This window comes from Streptomyces sp. Q6, from assembly GCF_036967205.1.
Lineage (GTDB): Bacteria > Actinomycetota > Actinomycetes > Streptomycetales > Streptomycetaceae > Streptomyces > Streptomyces citrinus.
The window spans coordinates 2,624,658-2,646,050 of sequence record NZ_CP146022.1; the positions used below are offsets into that span (position 1 = coordinate 2,624,658).

Sequence of the window (21,393 nt, forward strand, 5' to 3'; positions counted from 1 at the left end):
GTTCGCTCAACTCCCCTTCGCCAGACGCCCCTTGAGGACACCCGTCTTCTTGTGCGAGCCGTGCGTGTCACGCGGGTCGCGCGTGTCGTGCCGGTCGTGCTCGCCGTGCGTACCGTGCGTGTCATGCGTGTCGTGGGCCCGGCCGTCGGCCGCCGCGTCGACGTCGTCGGTGCGCCGCCGCATGGCGTGATCCCGGCCGACCAGGTCCTCGAAGAGGGCCCGCGCCTCGACCATCGCCGCGCGCAGTTCCTCCGTACCGGCCCTGCTCTCGTCGGCGCGGCCGGTGCGGGCGTGCGTGGCGCGGTGGACGCGCCGGTAGCCGTGCACGTGGGCGCTGTGGTGGACGGAGAGCGCGTCGAGCTGGTCCTCGAAGCGGCCGTCGGCTCCCCGGCGGGGAAGCCGCGCTCGTGCGCGAGGTCGGCCAGGACCGCGTCGGCCTCGGCGACGGCCTCGGCCGGGTCCTCGACGAAGCGCTCCTGGGCGGCGGCCCAGCGCGCCAGATAGCGCTCACGGGCGGCGGGCTCCAGGGGGTGGGTACGGAGCGAACCGTGTCGCCGTACCCGCTCGGTCAGTTCGTGCTCGGCTGCCTTCGTGTCGCCGTCGTGGTGGGCGACGGCCCGGTCGTACTCGGGACCGAAGCGGCGCTGGAGGCCGCGTCCGCCGCGGGGTGCGGTGCGCGCGGCGAAGAGTCCCGCCGCGACGACGACCACGACTCCCACCACGATCAGAGCGATGATCACGCCTGTGGACATGGGTGCCTTCCCTCAGTGGTGGCTTGTCCACACCGAGTTGCCACCGCTCGCGCGCCCAAACAGATCGCGACGCGACGAGCGGCGAAAACGAGTTGCGGGGCCCGGCGCAGGCGGCCTCAGAATGCACCATGCGCGCCCCCTGGACCATCGCTCCCGAGCCGTACGACTCCGCTGTCGCCGCCGCCCTGTGGCGCGCGTACTACACAGAGGTGAGCGACCGCTGGTACCTGCTGCACGAGGGGCACGCCACGGACCCGGCCGAGCTGGAGCGCGGTGTCGCCTCGGACGACGGCGCCCAACTGGCTCCGCCCACGGGGCGGTTGCTCGTCGGACGGCACGAAGGGGAGCCCGCGGGGACGGCCGGTGTACGCCTGGTGGACGACCGCACGGCCGAGCTCACGCGGGTCTACGTCCGCGAGGAGCTGCGTGGCACGGGCGGTGCGGCCCTGCTCGTCGCGGCGGCCGAGGACGCGGCGCGCGCCCTGGGCGCCGACGTCATCCGGCTCGACACCCGCGACGACCTCGTGGAGGCCCGCGCGCTGTACGCGCGGCTCGGCTACGAGGAGACGGCGCCGCACAACGACGACCTCTACGCCGAGCACTGGTTCAGCAAGAAGCTCGCGCCCACCGCGTAGCGCTGTACGGGACGTCAGGCGGTGACGCCCGGCCGCTGGACGGTCCCGTCGTGCGGGCGCTCCGCGTCGGAGCCGCACATCTCGGCGTTCAGTTCGGCGACGAGGTTGATGAGGTCGGTGGGGCGGTCGGGCCCCCACCAGTCGCCGAGCAGTTCGGCGAGCGACTCCTCGCGGGCCGCTCCGAGCCGGGCCGCGACCGCGCGGCCCTCGTCCGTGAGCACCAGGTCGAGCCCTTCCCGAACGGCCAGGCGCCGCTCCTCGACCTGCCGGGCCGCCGCGAGGATCACAGGCAGCGGTACGGCACTGCGCTCGGCGAGCGCGGACGGCTCCGCCCACCCGTAGCGGTTGATGCGCAGCACGAGCCAACTGGCCGCGGGCAGCAGGTCGTAGCCCGCCCGCGCCGTGATCTTCTCGTAGATCTCGCGCCGCCCCTCGCGCGTCCCGAGCGCCGACAGGGCCCGCGCCACCTCGTCGTACGAGGAACGGTGCACCGGGTTGGAGGCGAGGGTCTCGGTGGCGTCGGGCGCGGTGACGGAGCCGCGCAGCTTGTCCTCGCGCAGGAACCACGACAGGACGAAGGCGACCAGCGCGACCGGCACGGCGTAGAGGAAGACGTCGGTGATGGACGTGGAGTAGGCGTGCAGCACCGACGGCTGGAGCGCGGCGGGCAGTTCGGCGATGCCGCGCGGGTCCGCGCTGAGCGAATCGGGCGTGACCCCGGGCGGCAGCTGCTGTCCGGTCAGGGCCGAACTCAGTTTGCCGTTCAGGCGGTTGGTGAAGATCGTGCCGAAGATCGCGACGCCGAAGGAGGCGCCGATCGAGCGGAAGAAGGTGGCACCGGAGGTGGCGACGCCCAGATCCTCGTACGGGACCGCGTTCTGCACGATGAGGACGAGGACCTGCATGACGAGGCCGAGCCCGAGGCCGAAGACGAAGAAGTAGAGGCTCATCTCGGCGGTGGGGCTGTTCTCGTCGAGGTTGTGCAGGAGCAGCAGGCCGAGCGTGGTGACGGCGGTGCCCGCGACCGGGAACACCTTCCAGCGTCCGGTGCGGCTGACGATCTGCCCCGAGACGGTGGACGACAGCAGCAGCCCGATGACCATCGGCAGCATGTGCACGCCCGACATGGTCGGCGAGACGCCCTGGACGACCTGGAGGAACGTCGGCAGGTACGTCATCGCGCCGAACATCGCGAAGCCGACGACGAAGCTGATGACGGCGGACAGCGTGAACGTCCGTACGCGGAACAGCTTCATCGGCAGGACGGGTTCCGCGGCCCGGAACTCCACGAACACGAAGGCGACGCCGAGCAGCACACCGAGGATCGCGAGCCCGATGATCTGCGGCGAGCCCCAGCCCCAGGTGGTGCCGCCGAGCGAGGCGACGAGGACGAGACAGGTCGCGACGGACGCGATGAGGAACGTGCCCAGGTAGTCGATGCGGTGCTTGCGCGAGCGGACCGGGATGTGGAGCGCGGCGGCGATCACGGCGAGCGCGACGACTCCGATGGGGAGGTTGATGTAGAAGACCCAGCGCCAGCTCAGGTGCTCGGTGAACAGCCCGCCGAGCAGTGGTCCGAGCACACTGGTCGCGCCGAAGACGGCGCCGAAGAGGCCCTGGTACTTGCCGCGTTCACGGGGCGAGACGATGTCGCCGACGATGGCCATGGACAGCACCATCAGCCCGCCGCCGCCGAGTCCCTGGAGCGCGCGGAAGCCGATGAGCTGGGGCATGTTCTGCGCCATGCCGCACAGCGCGGAGCCGACCAGGAAGATCACGATGGCGAGTTGGAAGAGCTTCTTGCGCCCGTACTGGTCGCCGAGTTTGCCCCACAGCGGGGTCGCCGCGGTGGCCGCGAGCATGTACGCGGTGACGACCCACGACAGGTGTTCCAGACCACCGAGGTCGCTGACGATGGTCGGCAGCGCCGTGGAGACGATGGTCTGGTCGAGGGCGGCGAGCAGCATGCCGAGCAGCAGGGCGCCGATGGAGACGAGGACGCCACTGCTCTTGCCCGAGTCGTCGGGCAGGGCGCGATGCGTGCGGCTCCCGGCGCCGCCGCCCTGACCGCCCTGGGGTTCCTGGCTGCTCATGGCCACCTCCGAAGCCTCCCCGGCCCGGACCGGCCGGGGGCTTGGTACTTCCCATCCTGGTAGGTGTGACCAGGTTTGGCCTGTTGAGTCCTACTGGGCCCCGCGATTTCCCGGGGCCCGCGCTGCGAGCGGGGTGCGCGGGTCTGCATAATGCGCCTTGCAACGCTCGGGGATGGGGGGCCACACGATGAGCGACGATTTCACCGATCCCGGAACAGCCGGCGACGGTCCCGGGGACTCCGGCGCCACCGGTGCACGTACGTGTCCGGAGTGCGGGGCGGGCCGGAGGGCGGACGGGGGTCCGTCGTGCGCCTGCGAGGCGGAGGGCTTCGGTCCGCTGCGTATCCGCCCTTATGTCACGCTCCCGGAACCCTCCCAGCCTGCGCCGCCGCGGGCGGCCGACCCGTACGCGCGTCCGCCGCGCACGCCGCTGCCGCCGGAGGAGCCGGTCGTGCCGGACGACGTCGACCCCATGGAGCCGGAACGGCGGCGCGGGCCCGTGCTGCTGCTCGCCGCGGTCGCGGGGGTGCTGAGCGTGGCCGCACTGGTCACGGTCCTGATCTCGGCGGGCGGGGGCGACTCCCCGTCGACGGCGGCGGCCGCGAGCGAGTCGACGCTCGCGAGCTCGGCGTCGGGCGAGCCGACGTCAGCGGCGCCGTCGTCGGCGTCCGCGTCGCCGTCCCCGTCCGTGTCCGCGTCACCGTCGCGGGAGAGCGCGTCGCCGAGCGCGTCGGCGTCGAGGTCCGCGTCCCCGAGCCCGTCCGCGAGCCGTACGTCGAAGAGCCCGGCCCCGACCCGGTCCACCGCGCCGTCGGCCACGGCGACCCGCTCCACGGCCCCGGCGGCCCAGCCGGTCCTGCGCCGGGGCGACCACGGCCCCGAGGTGACCGAACTCCAGTACCGCCTCAAGCGGTTGAACCTGTACGTGGGCGACCCGAACGGCAATTTCAACGGCCCGACGGAGTACGCCCTGCGCACCTACCAGCTGTCGCGCGGACTCCAGTCGGACGCACCGGGCACGTACGGCCCGGCGACCCGGGAGGCTCTGGAGCGCGAGACAGGGGGGTGAGTCAGAAAAATGTCGCACGGGGAGCCGCGGTGCGACATTTTCAGGCGAGGTGCAGCGAGATCGCCCCGTCGGTGCCGGCCTCGACCCGCACGGCCGTCAGGTCCGGCACGGCGACAGTGGGCCCGTGCTGCGCGGCGCGGGGCCCGATCCCCACGACCCGCATGCCCGCGGCGAGCCCGGCCGCGATCCCCGCGCCCGAGTCCTCGAACACGACGCAGTCGGCCGGGTCGACGCCCAGTTCGGCGGCCCCCTTGAGGAACCCCTCGGGATCGGGCTTGCTGGCGCCCACGTTCTCGGCGGTGACCCGCACCGCGGGGTACGGCAGTCCCGCCGCGGCCATCCGCCCGGTCGACAGCGGCACGTCCGCCGACGTGACCAGCGCGTGCGGCAGCCCGCCGGAGATCAGCGCGTCCAGGAACTCCGCCGCACCCGGTACCGGCACGACGCCGTCCATGTCGGCGGTCTCCGCGGCGAGCATCCGCGCGTTGTCGGCGAAGTTCTCCGCCTGCGGGCGTTCGGGGAGCAGTACGGCCATCGTGGCGTGACCCTGCCGCCCGTGGGCGACGGCCATGACGGCATCGGGGTCGAGGCCGTGGTCGACGGCCCACCCCCGCCAGATCCGCTCCACGACGGCGTCGGAGTTGACGAGCGTGCCGTCCATGTCGAGCAGCAGGGCGCGCGCGGAGAGAACGGTGGGCGTGGCCGTCATCGGCAGGCTCCAGAGAACGGAGGCAGGGGAGAGAGAACAAGGCGGCCCCGCCCGCCGGTCAGGGAGTGCGGACGGGAACCACTTTGTTCCCACACGATACAAAACGCCGAGCAGTGATCGCCAGTCGGGGTGCCCATCGCCGACCGGCAGGGGTCACGGCCGGTCCCGCTGAACACCGGCGAGGCCCCCGAGCGGACGCGCACCAGGCCCTCCTCCGCCACCACCCAGCCGTACACCACCGACCCACGGACCAGCACGCCACCGAACACCGGCCGCACGTAACCGAAGACCGCTCCAGCGCACCACCGAACACCGACCGGCACGCCACCGAACACCGACCGGCACGCCACCGAACATCGGTCGGCACCCCACCGAACACCGACCGGCACGCCACCGAACACCGGTCCGGCACGCCACCGAACATCGGTCGGCACCCCACCGAACACCGGTCCGGCACGCCACCGAACACCGGCCCGGCACCCCACCGAACGCCGACCGGCACGCCACCGAACACCGGTCCGGCACCCCACCGAACGCCGACCGGCACGTCGCCGAAGACCGGTCGGCGCCCCATCGCACGCCGCCCGGGGCTCCGGGCTCCACCGGACTTCCGCCGGGAGCCACCCCGATCACGCCCCGGAGATCCCCTAATCCACCCCTCACCCGCCACGTCGGGGCACCGTGCGGACGCCCCCGGAGCGACGGAGCGCCACCCGGACCACAAGGCTCCCCGCCAACAGCCCAACAGCCCGCCCTCCCCGCCCCGCACGCCACCCGAGCACCCCCACTCCGACCTCGCCGTTCACCCACCGCGGCACCCCGTTCCACCCAACTCCCCCTCGCCGCACCTCACTTACCTCTTGCCCCACACCCCAATTTGACGCGACCCTGTCACCCAACGCACACCTCCCCGAAACCCCACCCCCTCACCCTGGCCAGGCACAGCAGCGCACCACCTACCGCACCCGCCCGGTCAACTTCCCCCCACTCCCTGGGAGTTCCCATGTTCTACGCGCGTCGACCCATACCCGTCCTCCTCGGCGCCCTCGCCCTGGCCGGCGGCCTCACCCTGCTGTCGAGCCCGGCCGCCCAGGCCGCCCCGCCCACCCCGGTCAGCGCCGCGACCGCCCGTACGTACCTCGCCGAGCTGACGGTCAAGGCCGAGGGCTCGTCCGACGGCTACAGCCGCGACCTGTTCCCGCACTGGATCACCCAGTCCGGCACCTGCAACACCCGCGAGATCGTCCTCAAGCGCGACGGCACCAACGTCGCCACCGACTCCAACTGTGCCGCCACGTCCGGCAGTTGGTACTCGCCATACGACGGCGCCACCTGGACCGCGTCCTCCGACGTCGACATCGACCACATCGTCCCCCTCTCCGAGGCGTGGAAGTCCGGTGCCAACGCCTGGACGACGACCAAGCGCCAGGGATTCGCCAACGACCTCACGCGCCCTCAGCTCATCGCCGTCACCGACAACGTGAACCAGTCCAAGGGCGACCAGGACCCGGCCTCCTGGATGCCCTCACGCACCGCGTACACCTGCACGTATCTGCGGATGTGGGTCCAGGTGAAGCACTACTACGCCCTCACCGTCGACTCGGCCGAGAAGTCCGCGATCCAGTCGGGCCTCAGCGGCTGCTGACGGGCCGCACGCAGGGCCGTCCCGAAATTCGGGGCGCCGGAACCACTCCGCCCGCCTCCGACGTTCCGTACCGTACGGGCCGGAACGTCGGAGCACGGAGAAGCGGAGGCGATCACGTGGCGAGGCTGCGGCTTGGACCACTACTGCGGTACGTGGACGAGGAGGCCGCGACGGTCTGGGTCGAGGCGAGCCGGCCCTGCGTCGCCGAGGTGCGCTGCAAGGACGGCGCCCACGGCAGCGCGCGCACCTTCCAGATCGACGGTCACCACTACGCCCTGGTGACGGTCACCGGCCTGACCCCGGGCACCGAGACCGCGTACGAGGTGACGCTCGACGGCGGCCGGGTCTGGCCCGAGGCGGGCTCCCGCTTCCCCGACAGCACCATCCGCACCCCGCACCACACGGGCCCCGACGCGCCGGTCCGCGTCACCTTCGGCTCCTGCCGCTGGGCCGCCCCGCCCGCCGACGAGCACGACCCGGTCGGCCCGGACGCCCTCGACTCCCTCGCCGCCCGCCTCGCCGCGCGGCCGGACGCCGAGCGGCCCGACATCCTCGTCCTCCTCGGTGACCAGGTGTACGCGGACGAGACCTCACCGGCGACACGCCAGTGGCTGGCCCGCCGCCGCGACCTCACCGAGGAGCCCGGCAACCAGGTCGCGGACTATCAGGAGTACACGCACCTCTACTACGAGTCCTGGCTCGACCCCGAGATCCGCTGGCTGCTGTCCACGGTGCCGAGTTCGATGATCTTCGACGATCACGACCTGATCGACGACTGGAACACCAGCGAGGCCTGGCTCGCCGACATGCGCGCGACGCCCTGGTGGCGCGAGCGGCTGCTGAGCGGCCTGATGTCGTACTGGGTGCACCAGCACATCGGCAATCTGTCGCCCGCGGCGCTCGCCGCCGATCCCGTCTACCAGGCCGTGTGCGCGGCGCCCGACGGCACGGACGTGCTGCGCGAGTTCGCGGCCCGCGCCGACACCGACCCGTCGTCCGTGCGCTGGAGCTACCGCCGCGACTTCGGCCGCGTACGCCTGCTGATGGTGGACACCCGCGCGGCCCGCGTTCTGGACGAGCAGCACCGGTCGATGCTGCACGCGGACGCGGAGCGCTGGCTGCGCGAGGAGGCGCTCGACGGGCAGGACACCGCGTCCGGCGCGTACGACCACCTCCTCATCGGGACGTCACTGCCCTGGCTGCTGCCGCACCTCATCCACGACGCCGAGGAGTGGAACGCGGCGATGAGCCGCGGCGAGCGCGGCGCCCGCTGGGCCGTGCGCGGCGAGAAGCTGCGCAGGGCGGCCGACCTGGAGCACTGGGCGGCGTTCCCGACGTCGTTCGACGCGCTCACGGATCTCATAGCCGAGGCCGGTTCGGGACCGGCCGCGCCCGCGACGATCGCGGTCCTGTCCGGGGACGTGCACCACGCGTACGTCGCCGAACCGTCCTGGCCCGCCGACGCCCCGGCCGTCCCGACGGCCCACGTCCTGCAACTCACCTGCTCCCCCGTCCACAACTCCGTGCCCGCGTCGATACGTGTCGGCTTCCGGTTCGGCTGGAGCCGGGTGGGCCGGGCTCTCGGCCGGCGCTTCGCCCGGCACGCCCGCGCGAGGGCGCCGCGCATCAACTGGCGCAAGACGGGCGGGCCTTGGTTCGGCAACCAGCTGATGACCTTGACCCTGCGCGGCCGCCGCGCGGACCTCCGTCTCGACCAGGCCACGGCGCAGGGCGATCTCGGGCGGGCGGAGCAGCGCACGCTCACCTGACCGGCACCCTCCGGGACCCGTGATCCGGCCCACACGCGGAGTCCCACCCTCCGCTCCCGAAGGCGAAGCGGCATGATGAGGCGGACCGTCCGCTTCCAGCAGCCCCACATGCCCCGGGAGTCCCGTTTTGCCCGCCCCGCACACCGAGTTCAGCCTTGCCGTCGTCGGCGCAGGGCCCCGCGGCACCAGCGTCCTGGAGCGCCTGACCGCCTCCGCCGAGGAGCTGCTCCCGGGCGGCGCCCGGCTCACCGTCCACGTGATCGACCCCGCGCCGCCGGGCGCGGGCGGCGTCTGGCGCACCGACCAGGCGCCCGAACTCCTGATGAACACGGTCGCCTCGCAGGTCACCCTGCACACGGACGAGTCGGTCGACTGCTCGGGCCCGATCCGACCGGGCCCGAGCCTGTACGAATGGGCGGCCGCGCACGACACGGCGGTCGGCCCGGACGCGTACCCCACCCGCGCCCAGTACGGCCGCTACCTGCGCCATGTGTTCCGCGAGACGGTCGCCGCCGCCCCGCCCGCCGTCGAGGTCGTCACGCACCCCACCCGGGCCGTCCGCCTCGACGACGACGCCGAGGGGCGACAGGCCCTCGCCCTCGCCGACGGCAGCGAACTCACCGGCCTGCACGCGGTCGTCCTCACCCAGGGCCATCTCCCGGCCGTCGACACCCCGGCGGAGCGGGCGCTGAGCGCGTACGCCCGGGAGCACGGCCTGCGCCACGTCCCGCCGGCGAACCCGGCCGACCTCGACCTCACCCCCGTACAGCCCGGCGAAGCCGTGCTGCTGCGCGGGCTCGGCCTCAACTTCTTCGACCACATGGCGCTGTTGACGCAGGGCCGGGGCGGCCGCTTCACCCCGGCGCCCGGCGGCGGCCTGCGGTACACGCCGTCGGGCGACGAGCCGCGCCTGTACGCCGGTTCGCGCCGCGGCATCCCGCACCAGGCGCGCGGCGACAACGCCAAGGGCCCGTACGGACGCCACACACCGGCCGTGCTCACATCCGACGTCATCGCCCGCTTCCGCAAGAGCGCCGACTCCGGTGACGCCCCCGACTTCCTCGCCGACATATGGCCGCTGGTGGCCAAAGAGGTCGAGACGGTCTACTACGAGGCGCTCCTGAAGTCCGCGGGCATGCTCACCCCCGACTTCCGTGAGCGCTTCCTCGCGACAGCCCACCGTTCGCCCCAAGAGGCTGATGTGCTCTGGGAGTTCGGGATCGCCGACGACCAGATCTGGTCCTGGGACCACGTCTCGCGCCCGCACGCGGAGCGCACCTTCGCCGATCCCGCCGACTGGCGCGCCTGGCTCCTGCGCCATCTGCGCGAGGACGCCGCCCACGCCGCACTCGGCAACGTCGACGGTCCGGTGAAGGCCGCCCTCGACGTACTGCGCGACCTGCGCAACGAACTGCGGCTCGTCGTCGACCACGGCGGCCTGACCGGCGCGTCCCGCCGCGACCATCTGGACCGCTGGTACACCCCGCTCAACGCGTTCCTGTCCATCGGCCCGCCGCGTCGGCGCATCGAGGAGATGACCGCCCTGATCGAGGCGGGCGTGCTCACCGTCGTCGGCCCGCGCCTCGAAGTCGCCATGCGGGACGGCCGGTTCGTGGCGCACTCCCCCGACATACCGGACTCGACCGTGACGATCACCACACTCGTCGAGGCCCGACTGCCGGAACCGGACGTGCGCCGCACCGCCGACGAGTTGCTCGCCCGGCTCCTGAAGACGGGCCGGGCCCGTCCGCACACGACCGACGGACACGAGACGGGCGGCCTCGACGTGACACCCCGCCCGTACCACCTGATCGACCGTCAAGGTCGGCCGCACGCACGGCGGTTCGCGTTCGGCGTGCCCACCGAAGGGGTGCACTGGGTGACGGCGGCGGGGGCGCGCCCGGGGGTCGACTCGGTGACACTCGCGGACGCCGACGCGGTGGCCCGCGCGGCCCTGCGCACCGTGACGGAGGACCGTCAGCCATGGCTGAATGTTGAACTTGCAAGCACTAATTAGGCTCCCCTAATCTGAGGCGCTCCCAGATCGGTGGCAACGGCGGCGACGGCGGCGCCGACTCCACCGTGAACTCGGTTACGTCCCCGACCGACCGGTCCAACCGACCGAAGGAGTCCCCCCATGACCGGACGCCTCAACAGCGCCCAGCCCTACGCCCTCGGCCTCTTCCGCATCGTCATCGGCCTGCTCTTCGCCTGCCACGGAGCCGCCTCGCTCTTCGGCGTCCTCGGCGGCGCGGCCGGCGGCGGCACCGTCGAGACCGGCACCTGGCCGGGCTGGTACGCGGCCGTCATCCAGCTCGTCGGCGGCGGCCTGGTCCTGCTCGGCCTCGGCACCCGTTTCGCGGCGCTGATCTCGTCGGGCTCGATGGCCTACGCGTACTTCAAGGTCCACCAGCCCGAGGCCCTGTGGCCGCTCCAGAACGGCGGCGAGGCCTCCGCGCTGTTCTGCTGGACGATGCTGCTGCTGGTCTTCACCGGCTCCGGCGCGCTCGGCCTCGACCGGCTCTTCGCCGGACGCGGCGAGCGGGCCGCGGAGGAGTCGGCGGAGCAGCGCGCCACCGTCGCGGCCTGACGTCCGCACACGGCGAGGCCCGCCCCGGTCACCCCGGGGCGGGCGTCGTCCTCGCTCCGGCCCGCGTCCTCGCGCGAGAACCCCGCGCCGGAACCGCTAGCGCGGCGACGACGTGAACGGCACGCTGAAGCAGGCGACCCGCTCCCCCGCACCGCCGGGCATGTCATGGATGACCACCGATCCGGCCTCACCGGCCCGCAGCCCCCACGCCTTGCGTACGGCGGCCCGCCCGTCACCGGCCGTGGTGGTGGTGAAGTCCAGCCACACCTCGTTCCCGGCGTCCGCCCGCTGCGGGTCGACCACATGCTGGTAGTGCCCGCCCGCGGCCTGCGGATCGGCGCCGCAGGGCTTCTGGTGGACGTGCGCGCCGTACGCGTGACCGGGGGCGAGACCTTCGACGCTCAGCTCCACCGTCATGCCGCTGTCGTCGCCGCGCTGCGCGACCGCGATCGACGCCGCGGCGGGCACCAGGTCCATGTCGTACGTGATGGCGGGCGACGGCACGAAGGCCGTGGGCGGCGCGAACCGCGCCTCGGCCCGCATCCAGTAGCAGTCCGCGGCGGCGCCGGCCCCGCCACCGCCCGCCGCGAACACGGCCGCCGCGAGGGCTCCGGTCACCATTGCTGCCACCATCGCCAGTTCCTCCGGTCCGTCAGCGGCACCGATGCGTGCCGGTTCGTTCGTACGGGAGAAGGGGGCGCGATGTCGCGTCCGACGGGCCACGCGAGTGAACGTGAGATGGAGAACATTTGTACCCCTTGTGCCACTCAAGCCACACGCTAGGCGTACGCTGTACAGCTGTCATGAAGCCGCTCTCGTCCCGAGGGAACGGCCGGGGATTCGGTCCGTAACGAGAGTTGGCACGCGTGTTGGAGAGTCTGGGGTCGCTGACCGGCAGCCCGTGGATCTACGCGATCGTCGCGCTTTCCGTGGTCTTCGACGTCTTCCTGCCGGTGCTGCCCAGCGGCGTTCTCGTGATCACCGCGGCCACCGCGGCGGCGGCCGGCACGGGAGCGGCCACCGGCCAGGTCCCGCACGGCGTGCCCGACCTGCTCGCCCTCACCGCCTGCGCCGCGACGGCCTCGATCGTCGGCGACCTGGTGGCCTACCGCCTCGCCTGGCGCGGCGGCGAGCGCCTGGACCGCGCCATCGCCCGCTCCCGGCGCCTGACGACCGCGCAGGAACGTCTCGGCGGGGCGCTCGCGCGCTCCAGCGGCGGACTGCTCGTGATCATCGCCCGGTTCGCACCGGCGGGCCGCTCGGTCGTCTCCTTCGCGGCCGGTACGGCGCACACCCGGCCCCGCGAGTTCCTGCCCTGGTCGGCGCTGGCGGGCGTGGCCTGGGCGGCGTACAGCGTGGCGCTCGGCTATCTCGGGGCGCAGTGGCTCGGCGCGAGCTGGCTGTCCACCGCGGTCTCCCTGTTCGCACTGGTCGGCGCGGGCTTGGTGGCGGCGTACGTGATGCGCCGCCCCGCACCGGAGCCCCAGGAGGCCTAGGCCGCGTCCGACGGCGCCGCCTTCGGCCGGCCACGGACCTCGATCCCGTCGAGCAGCTCGGCGGTGGCCCGCGCGATCTCGTCCACGGCCCGGTCGAACACCTCCTGGTTGTGCGCGGCCGGCGCCCGGAACCCGGACACCTTCCGTACGTATTGCAGGGCAGCCGCCCTGATCTCCTCCTCGGTGGCTTCTTCGGGGAGCGAGGGCGGACGAAGGGTCTTGATGCTGCGGCACATGCCTCCAGTCTGCCGCCGGACCCCGCCTTGCCGCTCCGGTTCGACCACACGTTCGCGTGAACTCCCCGAAGTTGCTCGCACCTCGAATTCGAACAGACGTACCATCGCCGGGTGGCAGCGAACGATGATTCCGACGTCGAATTTCCGAGCGACCTCCTCGCGGCGCAGGAGGAGCTGCACCAGGTCCGGGCCGAGCTGGTGGCCCTCTTCAAGCGGCTCCCCTGGTCGGTCGAGCCGCTCGACGCCATCAGCGACACCCAGGGCTGGCGCAAGCTGGAGCGCCCGGCCTCACCGGGCTGGAGCGACGACGAACAGGCGGAGGTGGAGAAGCTCCGCAGACGCGAGCTGGAGCTGGCCGTCTTCGTGACGTGCCACCGCTACTGGAAGGAACTCTCGGGCCCGGACGCCGTACGAGCCCGGGACCGCCTCAAGCACGTCCACGACGCGGCCGCACCCGACGACCACACCGAGCACGGCCCCGGGCACGACGAAGGCCCCCGGACATGACCGTGATCGCCACGATCGCCTGAGGGCCTTCATCCACCGGTGGGCGCGGACGGTTTCGAACCGCCGACATCCTGCTTGTAAGGCAGGCGCTCTACCCCTGAGCTACGCACCCGAGATCCCTGGCGCTGCGACCAGGACGAGCCGACAGCCTACCTTGCCGACGCCGGTGCACCGCAAACCTGTGCCCCGGGGGTTATCCCCACCCCGGATCCGGTGGCCGACCGGATCCCGGCGGCCGCCTTCACCCCCGTACGTTCATGGAGTGCCGGACATCGTGTCGGCGACGCAACACCAGCCACAGCAGGGGGAGTTCACCATGACCGTCCGTCCGTCGCGCAGCCTGCGCGTGCTCGCCGTCCTCGCCGCCGTGTCCGCCGTCGCCGCGACGGCGACGGCCTGCGGGGCCGACGCGTCCGACGACGGGCACCCCGACCACCGCTCCTTCGCGCTGCGCGGCACGACGCTCACGGTCGACTCGGACGACTCGGCGCTCGAACTGGTCCCGGGCGACGGCGACCGGGTGAAGGTGACCCGCTGGTTCGAGGGCTCCACCGTGATCGGTGGCGACCCGAAGGTGACCTGGGACTGGCAGGACGACGAGGACCGGCTCACCCTGCGGCTGCATTGCAGCGGCGTCATCGCCGACTGCTCGGCCCGGCACCGCGTCGAGGTGCCGCGCGGCACCGCCGTGGTCGTGAGGAACGGCGACGGCAGTGTCCGCGCGAGCGGCTTCGAGAAGGGGCTCGACATCACCACGAGCGACGGCTCGGTCCGGGTCGACGACATCAAGGGCCCGCTGCGACTGAGCGGCCAGGACGGCTCGTTGAACGCCACCGGCATCGACTCCCGCCGGGTCACCGTCCGCACCCAGGACGGCTCCGCCCACATCGCCCTGCGCACCGTCCCCGACCGCGTCGACGCGGTCAGCGAGGACGGCTCCCTGACGCTCGCGGTGCCCGGCTCCGCCACGTACCGCGTCACGACGGACACGGACGACGGCGGCGTCGATGTGTCGGTGCCGCGCGACGCCCACAGCGACCACCGGATCTCGGCCCGCGCCCAGAACGGAAAAGTCACGCTCCGAACCGCGAACTAACCGACCCGTGTGTTCGTCATTAACCGGTGGGAGAATGGACACCGGGCAGGCTTGATGACGGCACGGGCAGCACTGGAGAGGTTAGTGACGGCGACGACGACCAGGACGCGGCCGGACCAGTCGTCACCGGAACCCTCGACGCGCCGCGCCACGGCGGCGGCGCGCCCGGCGCGCGGTACGAGCCTGCGGGACGTCCTCACCCTCGCCCTCCTCCCCGTACCGCTCCTGGCGGCGACGGCGATCGCCACGTTCAACGCCGGGGGGACCCGCCGCTGGTTCGGCGGCCGTGCCGAGAACCAGCGGGCCGAGGCGCAGGCCGCGAAGGACGCCGCGGCCGCCGCGTTCTACGAGCTGGACACCGCGCAGCGGGACCTGCGGATCTCCATCGAGACGATCACCGCGGTCGACGACTCCCCCGCGGCCCGCCGCGCCGTCACCGACTTCGAGCAACTCGGCCGCCGTATCGACGAGGTGAGCGGCCAGTACATCACCGCGGTCGACGCCCACGACCTGGACCGCGACGACCTGGAGGCGAGCGCCGCGGTCCGCGCGCGGACCGAACTGACGCAGGCCAAGGACCAGTTGGGCCGCACCAAGCAGGACCTGGACCGGTTCGCGCAGGGGCTCGGCCCGCTGCTCGGCAAGGCGGAGACCCAGCTGGCCCGGCTCGCCCCGGCCGTGGAGCGCGCCCGGCAGTCCCTGCTCGCCGCGACGACCGCGCTGGACGCCACCCGGCAGGCGGGTCTCAAGGCCGACGACCTCGCCGGCCGCCTGGCGACCCTCGGCCCGGAGCTGACCAAGCTGAACCAGGGCGCGGGCCGGCACGGCGTCCCCGAGACCCTGGAGCGCGCGGACCGCGTCGCGCGGGACGCGGAGGCCGTGCGCGCGGAGGCCGAGCGCCTCCCGGAGCGGGCCGCCGAGATCGACCGGCGCCTCGTCTCGCTGCGGACCCGCGCGCAGGCCCTCCAGACCAGGGCGGGCCAGGTCGACCCGGTCCTGAGCGAGCTGCGGCGCCGGTTCTCGGCGGCCTGCTGGCAGGACCTCCAGAACGTGCCGGCGCTGGCCGCCGAGAACGTGCGGCAGGCGGAGACCAAGCTCGCCGAGGCCCGCACCGCCCGCGAGGCCCAGCGCTGGCCGGACGCCACCTCCCTCCTGTCCACCGTCCGCGCGCTCCTGAACAGCACGGACGAGTCGGTGTCGGCCGCCTCCGACCGCCTGCACCGGCTGAACGCGGTGGCGAAGGACCCCCAGCAGGAGGTCGACCGGACCCGGTTCGCGATCCGTGACGCCCAGCGCCTGGCGATGGCGGGCCGCAGCACGCCCGACCCGCGCCACGCCCGACCCCTCGACGACTCGGTGGCCCGGCTCGACCGGGCGCTCGCGGGTCTGGAGGGCCGCCACCCCGACTACTGGCACTTCCTCACGGAGACGGAGGCCGTGCGCGGCACGGTGGCCCGCGTCGTGGCCCAGATCCGCGAGGACCGCGGCACGGGCGCCTGACGCCCCGGTTCGACGCGGTTGGCACTCGTCCGGTGCCGGGCGGATCCTTGAGGTACGAGGTAAGAGGTACGTACGTGGTCTGCGCGTCCGGCGCCCCCGCGTACGCGCAAGGAGGCGAGGCGATCATGGCCACGCATCTGCTCCACCCGGGATCTTCCGGCGCCCCGGGAGCGACCGGTGCACCCCGCTCCCGGCGGCGTGTGAAACTCGACGACCATCTGCCCGTCGACCACAGCCTCATCAAGGTGTACCGCGTCGGCGCGGGCCTGATGGGCCTGGTCCTGCTCGTGTTCGGCATCCTCGGGCTGATCGACAAGATCGGCTTCTTCGACACCGGCGGCGACCGGGTCGCGGGCCTCAACACCAACGGCGCCCTCAGCGTCCTGTCCATCTGTGTCGGACTTCTGCTGCTCGCGGGCATGGTCATCGGCGGCAACTTCGCCTCGACGCTGAACATGGCCCTCGGCGTCCTGTTCATCCTCAGCGGCTTCGTGAACCTGGCGCTCCTCGACACCCGCTACAACGTCCTCGCCTTCCGGATCCAGAACGTCCTGTTCAGCTTCGTCGTCGGCCTGCTGCTCATGGTGTTCGGCATGTACGGCCGGGTCAGCGGCAATCTGCCGCACGACAACCCGTACTGGCAGGCACGGCACCCGCGCTCGGATTCCGACTGACGAAACACCGATTGATATTGCACAGCCGGGCGTGCGAGCCTGCTCCGCATGACCAGCTCACCGCCGGTGCCGTCCGCGCATGCCGGGCGCGACGCGCACCGCACCGCGGTCGAGACCCTGGGGCACGGCATCGCCGACGGTTCGTACGCCATCGGCGCACAGCTCCAACCGGCCGCGCTGGCAGCCAAGTTGGAGATCGCCGAGCCGACGATCGGCGGGGCGCTGCGGGTGCTCGCCGCGAAGGGTCTGGTGACGGCGCCGGGTGTCGTGCGGCCGCAACCGGAGTGGAACCTGCTCGACAGCGACGTACTGCGCTGGCTCCTGACCTCGGGGGCGCCGTGGCCCGAAGGGTTCTTCGCCGATCTGCACGAGTTACGCCGGTCGGTGGAGCCGTCGGCCGCCGCGCTCGCCGCGCAGCACCGGTCGGCGGACGATCTGACCGCGCTCGACCGGGCGGTGACGGTGATGGCCGCGACGCAGCAGGCCGGCGACCCCGATCCGGCGCTCGCCGCGCGCGCGGATGCCGTGTTCCACACGACGCTGCTCGCCGCCTCCGGCAACCGGTTCTTCGCCCAACTGGCCCGGGTGATCGTCCCCGCCCTCACCGCCCGGGACCGGGTGGTGCACGCGGGCCCGCACCACTCGCCGGTGCCCACGCACACCGAGGTCGCGGCGTGCGTGCGGGAGCGGGACGCGGACGGCGCGTACACGGCGATGCTGGAACTCCTGGACGTCTCTCAACTGGACGACCCGTAGTCCCACACAGCCCGTAACCTGGGCGCATGCCTCGCTACGAGTACCGCTGCCGCACCTGCGGCGACACGTTCGAACTGACCCGCCCCATGGCCGAGTCCGCGGCCCCGGCCACGTGCCCCACCGGCCACCCCGACACGGTGAAACTCCTGTCGACGGTAGCGGTGTCGGGCGTCGCCACCCCGTCGGCCCCGGCCCCGTCGTCCGGCGGCGGAGGCGGCGGCTGCTGCGGAGGCGGCTGCTGCGCCTGACCCCGCCGCGCCCGCCGGGCGGACCGCCGATCCCGCCCGGCCCGCCGCCCTGGGCACTCTGCCGCCAAGGGCGGCAGGGTGGCGAGGCGGACCCCGGCGCGGGGCGAGCGCTCCGACAGGCCCCGCCCCGATCCGGGCCCCGCACGCCGACCCGGGCCCCGCACGCCGATCCGGGCCCTCACGCAGACCCGGCCGTGCTCAGACGCCACCCGCGCCCAGAAGCACCCGCACTCACACCGCGCCCAAGAACCCCCGCAACACGGCCTCCCCCGCGACAACCCCCCGCTCCGCAAGCACCGTGACGCCGGGCGCGGCCCACCCCGCCTCGGCCAACTCCCCATGCCCCGGCCGCCATCCACGGTCCGCGACCTCCAGCAGATCCGCGTCCAGCAGCGAGTCACCGGCACCGAGCACCTGCCCCGCCCCGACCCGCCGGGCGACCTCCGCGACCGCCGCGCCCTTGGTCAACGGCTTCGGCACGGCGTACACCTTCCGCCCCTGGAGCGACACGGTCCACCCGACCCCGTCGGCCCAGGCGCCGAGCTCCTTGACCCACCCGTCGGGCAGCAGCGCCCGCTCGACCACGAGGTACGCGAACAGGTCCTCCGCGACCCGCTCCTTCAGCAGCCACGCCGCGTCGGCGGACCGCACCATCCGCTCCCGCACCTCTTCGAGCGGCGCGCACTCGGCGTCCAGCCGCTCCCCGACAGCGGCCCGCCACTGCGGATCGGACACCCCGTCGACCAGCAGGTGCCCGCCGTTGGCGCAGATCGCGTACGTGGGCGCGGGGCCGGGCAACCGCACCCGCCCGTACTGCTCGCGCGTCCGCGTCGTCGTAGGGACGAACACCGCGCGCCGCCCGAGCTCCACCAGCAGCGCGGCGGCCTCCTCGGTGACGTACGACAGCGGCTTGCCCTGGTAGACCTCGACGCAGAGCAGCCGCGGCGCCTCGGCGTCCGGCACGGTCAGACCGAGCGCGCCGGCGGAGTAGATGAGCGTACGGTCGAGATCACTGGCGACGACCGTCACGGAACCAGGAGCGGAGCCAGAACCGGACCCGCCGGAACGGGCCGCGGAATCAGAGGTGGAGGTCACTTCGCCGCCACCGCCCTGCCGTCCGCTCCAGTGGCCCCGCGCGTGAACCGTGGATGGATCAACCCCACGCAGGTGTACGGGAGTTCGGCGACCTCCTCGACCGGCACACCGCGCTGCTCGGCGAGCAGCCGCACATGCTCCAGATCGGCGCCCGCCCCGGCCCGCGCGAGGATCTTCCACGGCACGCGCCGCAGCAGCACCCGGGTCGTCTCGCCGACCCCCGGCTTCACCAGGTTCACGTCGTGGATGCCGTACTCCTCGCTGATCCGCTCGACGGCGGCCCAGCCCTCCCACGTGGGTGTACGGTCCGCGCCGAGCAGTTCCTTCACGGCGGCGTCGACCGCGTCGCCGACCTGCGCGAACCGCTCCTCCACCACGTCGAGGAACCGCCCCGACACATCCGAACCGGCCAGCTCCCGGTAGAACTTGGCGCCGTGGTAGTCCCCGGGACCGACCAGGTCGGCGCGGAGCACGGTGCGTGAAATCAGCCCGGACACGGTCGAGTTGAGGCAGGCGGAGGGTATGAGGAAGTCCTCCCGCGTCCCGTACGTGCGCACGCACGACCCGGGGTCGGCGAGCACGGCGATCTCCGGGTCGAAGCCCGCGGGTCCGCCCGCGGCCTCGAACTCCTCTACGGCGGCGGCGAGTTCACGCGTGATGGCACCCTTGCCGGTCCAGCCGTCGACGAACACGACGTCCGTCGGGTCGTGGTGCGCGGCGAGCCACCGCAGCGCGTTCGCGTCGATGCCGCGCCCGCGCACGATGGACACGGCGTAGTGCGGCAGCTCGATCCCGTGCCGGGCCTGCGCCCAGCGTCGCATCAGCACGCCGACGGGCGTCCCGGCCCGCGCGAGCGACACCAGGACGGGGCGCGGCGAGCGCTCCGCGAGCACCGTCTCGGTCACGACGCCCACCGCGTGCGCGATCCGCGCGGCGGATGTGTCGAGCGCCGCGTGGAACAACTCCTGGTACTGCTCGGTGGGTTGGTACTCGACGGGCAGCGACTCCGCGTAGTGCGCGCCGCCGCTCTGGACGGCCTCCTCGCGCTCCTCGGTGGGCGCTTCGAGCCGTACGTCCGAGAGGTCCTGGAGCAGCCAGCCGACCTCTTCGGGTGCGTACGAGGAGAAGTCGGGGCCGCGCAGCGGCTCGGGCAACGGCATGGACGGCCTTTCCTGAGGGACGAGGGAGGGAGCGCGCGAGGAGGCACGCGGCGGGACGGACGAAGCGGCGTACGGGGGAACGTACGAGGGGACGACGACCACGACGACGCGACGCACGTGCTCGGCGACACGGTCCAACAACCCGCCGGGCGCGGCCAGTTCGGGTGTGTCACCGGCCGAGTCGAGGACGACGACGGCGGTGTCGAAGCCGCCGCCCGCCACGTTGTACGCGTACCGCTCGCCGGGCCCGTCGGCCGGTGCGTCGTGCGCGGGGAAGACGAGGCGGCTGCGGATCGCGTAGCCGGGATCGTCGACGGCGAGGACCGGGGAGCGGGTGGTGGTGGAGTACGCGACGTCGGCGCCGGCGTCCTCCAGGGCGGTGGCCAGGCGCAGCGGCGCGTACATCAACTCCTCGTTGCCCAGGACGAGGACGCGTCCCTCGCCGAGGTGCGGGGCAATACGCGCGGCCATACCGGGCAGCGCCGCCACCAGCTCGGCACGGTGTCGCGGGGTGAACCCGTGCCGTCCGCCGTCCGGCACCCCGTCCGGCCAGCCGAGCGCGTCGAGCCGCACGATCTCGCCGCGCTCGCGCCGGGGCGCGGGCGTCGCGGCGCCCTCGTGGGCGGCGACCAGCGCCTTCCCCTTCTCCAGGACCCCGTCGGGCAGCCGCACCGAGCCGCGCGCGGTGACCACGAGATCGACGCGGGCGCCGATCTCCCGGGCGAACCCTTCGAGCCGCCCCTGGTCGCCGGGCGAGCGCATGTCGACGAGAGCGACGATGACGTAGCGGTCGCGCGGGTACAGCGCGTGCAGTGCCCGGATGGTGTTGAGGACCGTGTTCCCCGTGGAGAACTCGTCGTCCACGAGGACCAAGGGCCCGTCCCCGGCCAGCAGTTGGGGATCCTCCGGGAGCAGCAGGTGGGAGGTCGCGTGCGAGTGCGACTCCTCGAAGCCGCCCGCGCTGGCGACGCCCTGGACGGGGCGGCGCGTGGAGTGCAGGTACGGGGCGAGCTCCAGGCCGTCGGCGACCGAGTGGCCGAGGCCGGTCGCGGTCTCGGCGTACCCGAGCACGACGGCGCGCCGCGCCGCCTCGTCACCGAGCAGACCCCGTACTCGTACGCCCAGTTCGTGGCCGGAGCGCCACACCACGGTGGGGCTCTGCGGCACGTGCTTGCCCAGCACGTTCGACACGAGCAGATGCGCGCGCTTGGGGTTGCGCCGCAGCGCGAGCCCGAGCAGCCCGGTCAGCTCCTGGTCCCCGGTCAGCTCGACCCCGAGCCGCTCGGCGACCCACGTACCCGACCACTCCACTGTTCGTCCGTCCCTCGGGTCCACGTCGGTCATGCGGTGAGGCATGCCGTTG

The 21,393-nt window shown here is 73.1% G+C and carries 20 protein-coding genes, 1 tRNA gene and 1 pseudogene; 13 read left to right on the plus strand and 9 right to left on the minus strand.

The window, feature by feature from the left end; all coding sequences use genetic code 11:
* Window positions 1-6: 6 nt before the first annotated feature.
* Window positions 7-752 (minus strand): annotated as a pseudogene (locus V2W30_RS12265) (hypothetical protein).
* Window positions 753-880: 128 nt separating this feature from the next.
* Between V2W30_RS12265 and V2W30_RS12270 the strand changes: the two are divergent.
* Entirely contained in the window at window positions 881-1,387 is a 507-nt protein-coding gene (locus V2W30_RS12270; protein WP_338696093.1) for a GNAT family N-acetyltransferase, read from the plus strand.
* 14 nt (window positions 1,388-1,401) lie between these two features.
* On the opposite strand, the gene V2W30_RS12275 is transcribed toward V2W30_RS12270, so the two are convergent.
* Window positions 1,402-3,480: an MFS transporter gene (locus V2W30_RS12275; protein ID WP_338696095.1), complete on the minus strand. Its 2,079-nt coding sequence runs from the start codon at window positions 3,478-3,480 to the stop codon at window positions 1,402-1,404.
* Between the two features lie 351 nt (window positions 3,481-3,831).
* The gene (locus V2W30_RS12280; protein ID WP_338696097.1) at window positions 3,832-4,299 is read right to left on the minus strand and encodes a hypothetical protein; all 468 of its coding nucleotides are present in this window, start codon (window positions 4,297-4,299) and stop codon (window positions 3,832-3,834) included.
* 64 nt (window positions 4,300-4,363) lie between these two features.
* Here V2W30_RS12280 and V2W30_RS12285 point away from each other — a divergent pair, with 64 nt between their 5' ends.
* Window positions 4,364-4,549 carry a peptidoglycan-binding domain-containing protein gene (locus tag V2W30_RS12285; RefSeq protein WP_338696099.1) on the plus strand — a complete coding sequence of 62 codons (186 nt, stop codon included), beginning with the start codon at window positions 4,364-4,366 and terminating at the stop codon, window positions 4,547-4,549.
* Between the two features lie 40 nt (window positions 4,550-4,589).
* Here V2W30_RS12285 and V2W30_RS12290 read toward each other — a convergent pair whose 3' ends face one another.
* Complete coding sequence (locus tag V2W30_RS12290; RefSeq protein ID WP_338696100.1) at window positions 4,590-5,258, minus strand: HAD-IA family hydrolase; 669 nt, start codon at window positions 5,256-5,258, stop codon at window positions 4,590-4,592.
* A 1,003-nt stretch (window positions 5,259-6,261) separates the two neighbouring features.
* Here V2W30_RS12290 and V2W30_RS12295 point away from each other — a divergent pair.
* The 4 genes from V2W30_RS12295 to V2W30_RS12310 all read left to right on the plus strand — a co-directional run bounded on the left by V2W30_RS12295 (window position 6,262) and on the right by V2W30_RS12310 (window position 11,262).
* Complete coding sequence (locus tag V2W30_RS12295; protein WP_338696101.1) at window positions 6,262-6,903, plus strand: HNH endonuclease family protein; 642 nt, start codon at window positions 6,262-6,264, stop codon at window positions 6,901-6,903.
* A gap of 116 nt (window positions 6,904-7,019) precedes the next feature.
* Window positions 7,020-8,672 carry an alkaline phosphatase D family protein gene (locus V2W30_RS12300; protein ID WP_338696102.1) on the plus strand — a complete coding sequence of 551 codons (1,653 nt, stop codon included), beginning with the start codon at window positions 7,020-7,022 and terminating at the stop codon, window positions 8,670-8,672.
* A 127-nt stretch (window positions 8,673-8,799) separates the two neighbouring features.
* Window positions 8,800-10,689 carry an FAD/NAD(P)-binding protein gene (locus V2W30_RS12305; RefSeq protein WP_338696103.1) on the plus strand — a complete coding sequence of 630 codons (1,890 nt, stop codon included), beginning with the start codon at window positions 8,800-8,802 and terminating at the stop codon, window positions 10,687-10,689.
* A gap of 120 nt (window positions 10,690-10,809) precedes the next feature.
* The gene (locus V2W30_RS12310) at window positions 10,810-11,262 is read left to right on the plus strand and encodes a DoxX family protein (protein WP_338696104.1); all 453 of its coding nucleotides are present in this window, start codon (window positions 10,810-10,812) and stop codon (window positions 11,260-11,262) included.
* Window positions 11,263-11,358: 96 nt separating this feature from the next.
* Here V2W30_RS12310 and V2W30_RS12315 read toward each other — a convergent pair whose 3' ends face one another.
* Window positions 11,359-11,895: a superoxide dismutase family protein gene (locus tag V2W30_RS12315; RefSeq protein ID WP_338696105.1), complete on the minus strand. Its 537-nt coding sequence runs from the start codon at window positions 11,893-11,895 to the stop codon at window positions 11,359-11,361.
* A gap of 233 nt (window positions 11,896-12,128) precedes the next feature.
* Here V2W30_RS12315 and V2W30_RS12320 point away from each other — a divergent pair, with 233 nt between their 5' ends.
* Entirely contained in the window at window positions 12,129-12,758 is a 630-nt protein-coding gene (locus V2W30_RS12320; RefSeq protein WP_338696107.1) for a DedA family protein, read from the plus strand.
* Here V2W30_RS12320 and V2W30_RS12325 read toward each other — a convergent pair.
* Window positions 12,755-12,994 carry a DUF2277 domain-containing protein gene (locus tag V2W30_RS12325; protein WP_338696109.1) on the minus strand — a complete coding sequence of 80 codons (240 nt, stop codon included), beginning with the start codon at window positions 12,992-12,994 and terminating at the stop codon, window positions 12,755-12,757. The two genes, V2W30_RS12320 and V2W30_RS12325, sit on opposite strands and share 4 nt — an antisense overlap.
* Before the next feature lie 111 nt (window positions 12,995-13,105).
* Between V2W30_RS12325 and V2W30_RS12330 the strand changes: the two genes are divergently transcribed.
* Window positions 13,106-13,501, plus strand: a complete 396-nt coding sequence (locus tag V2W30_RS12330) for a hypothetical protein (RefSeq protein WP_338696111.1) — start codon at window positions 13,106-13,108, stop codon at window positions 13,499-13,501.
* 40 nt (window positions 13,502-13,541) lie between these two features.
* On the opposite strand, the gene V2W30_RS12335 is transcribed toward V2W30_RS12330, so the two are convergent.
* Window positions 13,542-13,613: transfer RNA gene (locus tag V2W30_RS12335), tRNA-Val, on the minus strand.
* Window positions 13,614-13,817: 204 nt separating this feature from the next.
* On the opposite strand from V2W30_RS12335, the gene V2W30_RS12340 reads away from it, so the two are divergent.
* The 5 genes from V2W30_RS12340 (at window position 13,818) to V2W30_RS12360 (ending at window position 17,775) form a co-directional block, all read left to right on the plus strand.
* Entirely contained in the window at window positions 13,818-14,597 is a 780-nt protein-coding gene (locus V2W30_RS12340) for a DUF4097 family beta strand repeat-containing protein (RefSeq protein WP_338696113.1), read from the plus strand.
* 54 nt (window positions 14,598-14,651) lie between these two features.
* On the plus strand, window positions 14,652-16,097 hold the full coding sequence (locus tag V2W30_RS12345; protein ID WP_338703576.1) for a hypothetical protein: 1,446 nt from the start codon (window positions 14,652-14,654) through the stop codon (window positions 16,095-16,097).
* A 125-nt stretch (window positions 16,098-16,222) separates the two neighbouring features.
* Window positions 16,223-16,771, plus strand: coding sequence for a DUF4383 domain-containing protein (locus tag V2W30_RS12350; protein ID WP_338696115.1), 549 nt, complete (start codon window positions 16,223-16,225; stop codon window positions 16,769-16,771).
* Between the two features lie 48 nt (window positions 16,772-16,819).
* A complete protein-coding gene (locus V2W30_RS12355; RefSeq protein ID WP_338696117.1) occupies window positions 16,820-17,527 on the plus strand; it encodes a FadR/GntR family transcriptional regulator in 708 nt (235 codons plus the stop codon).
* Window positions 17,528-17,553: 26 nt separating this feature from the next.
* The gene (locus V2W30_RS12360; protein WP_338696118.1) at window positions 17,554-17,775 is read left to right on the plus strand and encodes a zinc ribbon domain-containing protein; all 222 of its coding nucleotides are present in this window, start codon (window positions 17,554-17,556) and stop codon (window positions 17,773-17,775) included.
* Window positions 17,776-18,006: 231 nt separating this feature from the next.
* On the opposite strand, the gene V2W30_RS12365 is transcribed toward V2W30_RS12360, so the two are convergent.
* Entirely contained in the window at window positions 18,007-18,804 is a 798-nt protein-coding gene (locus V2W30_RS12365; RefSeq protein WP_338696120.1) for an HAD family hydrolase, read from the minus strand.
* Window positions 18,805-18,866: 62 nt separating this feature from the next.
* The gene (locus V2W30_RS12370; protein ID WP_338703577.1) at window positions 18,867-21,386 is read right to left on the minus strand and encodes a phosphoribosyltransferase; all 2,520 of its coding nucleotides are present in this window, start codon (window positions 21,384-21,386) and stop codon (window positions 18,867-18,869) included.
* Window positions 21,387-21,393: the final 7 nt, after the last annotated feature.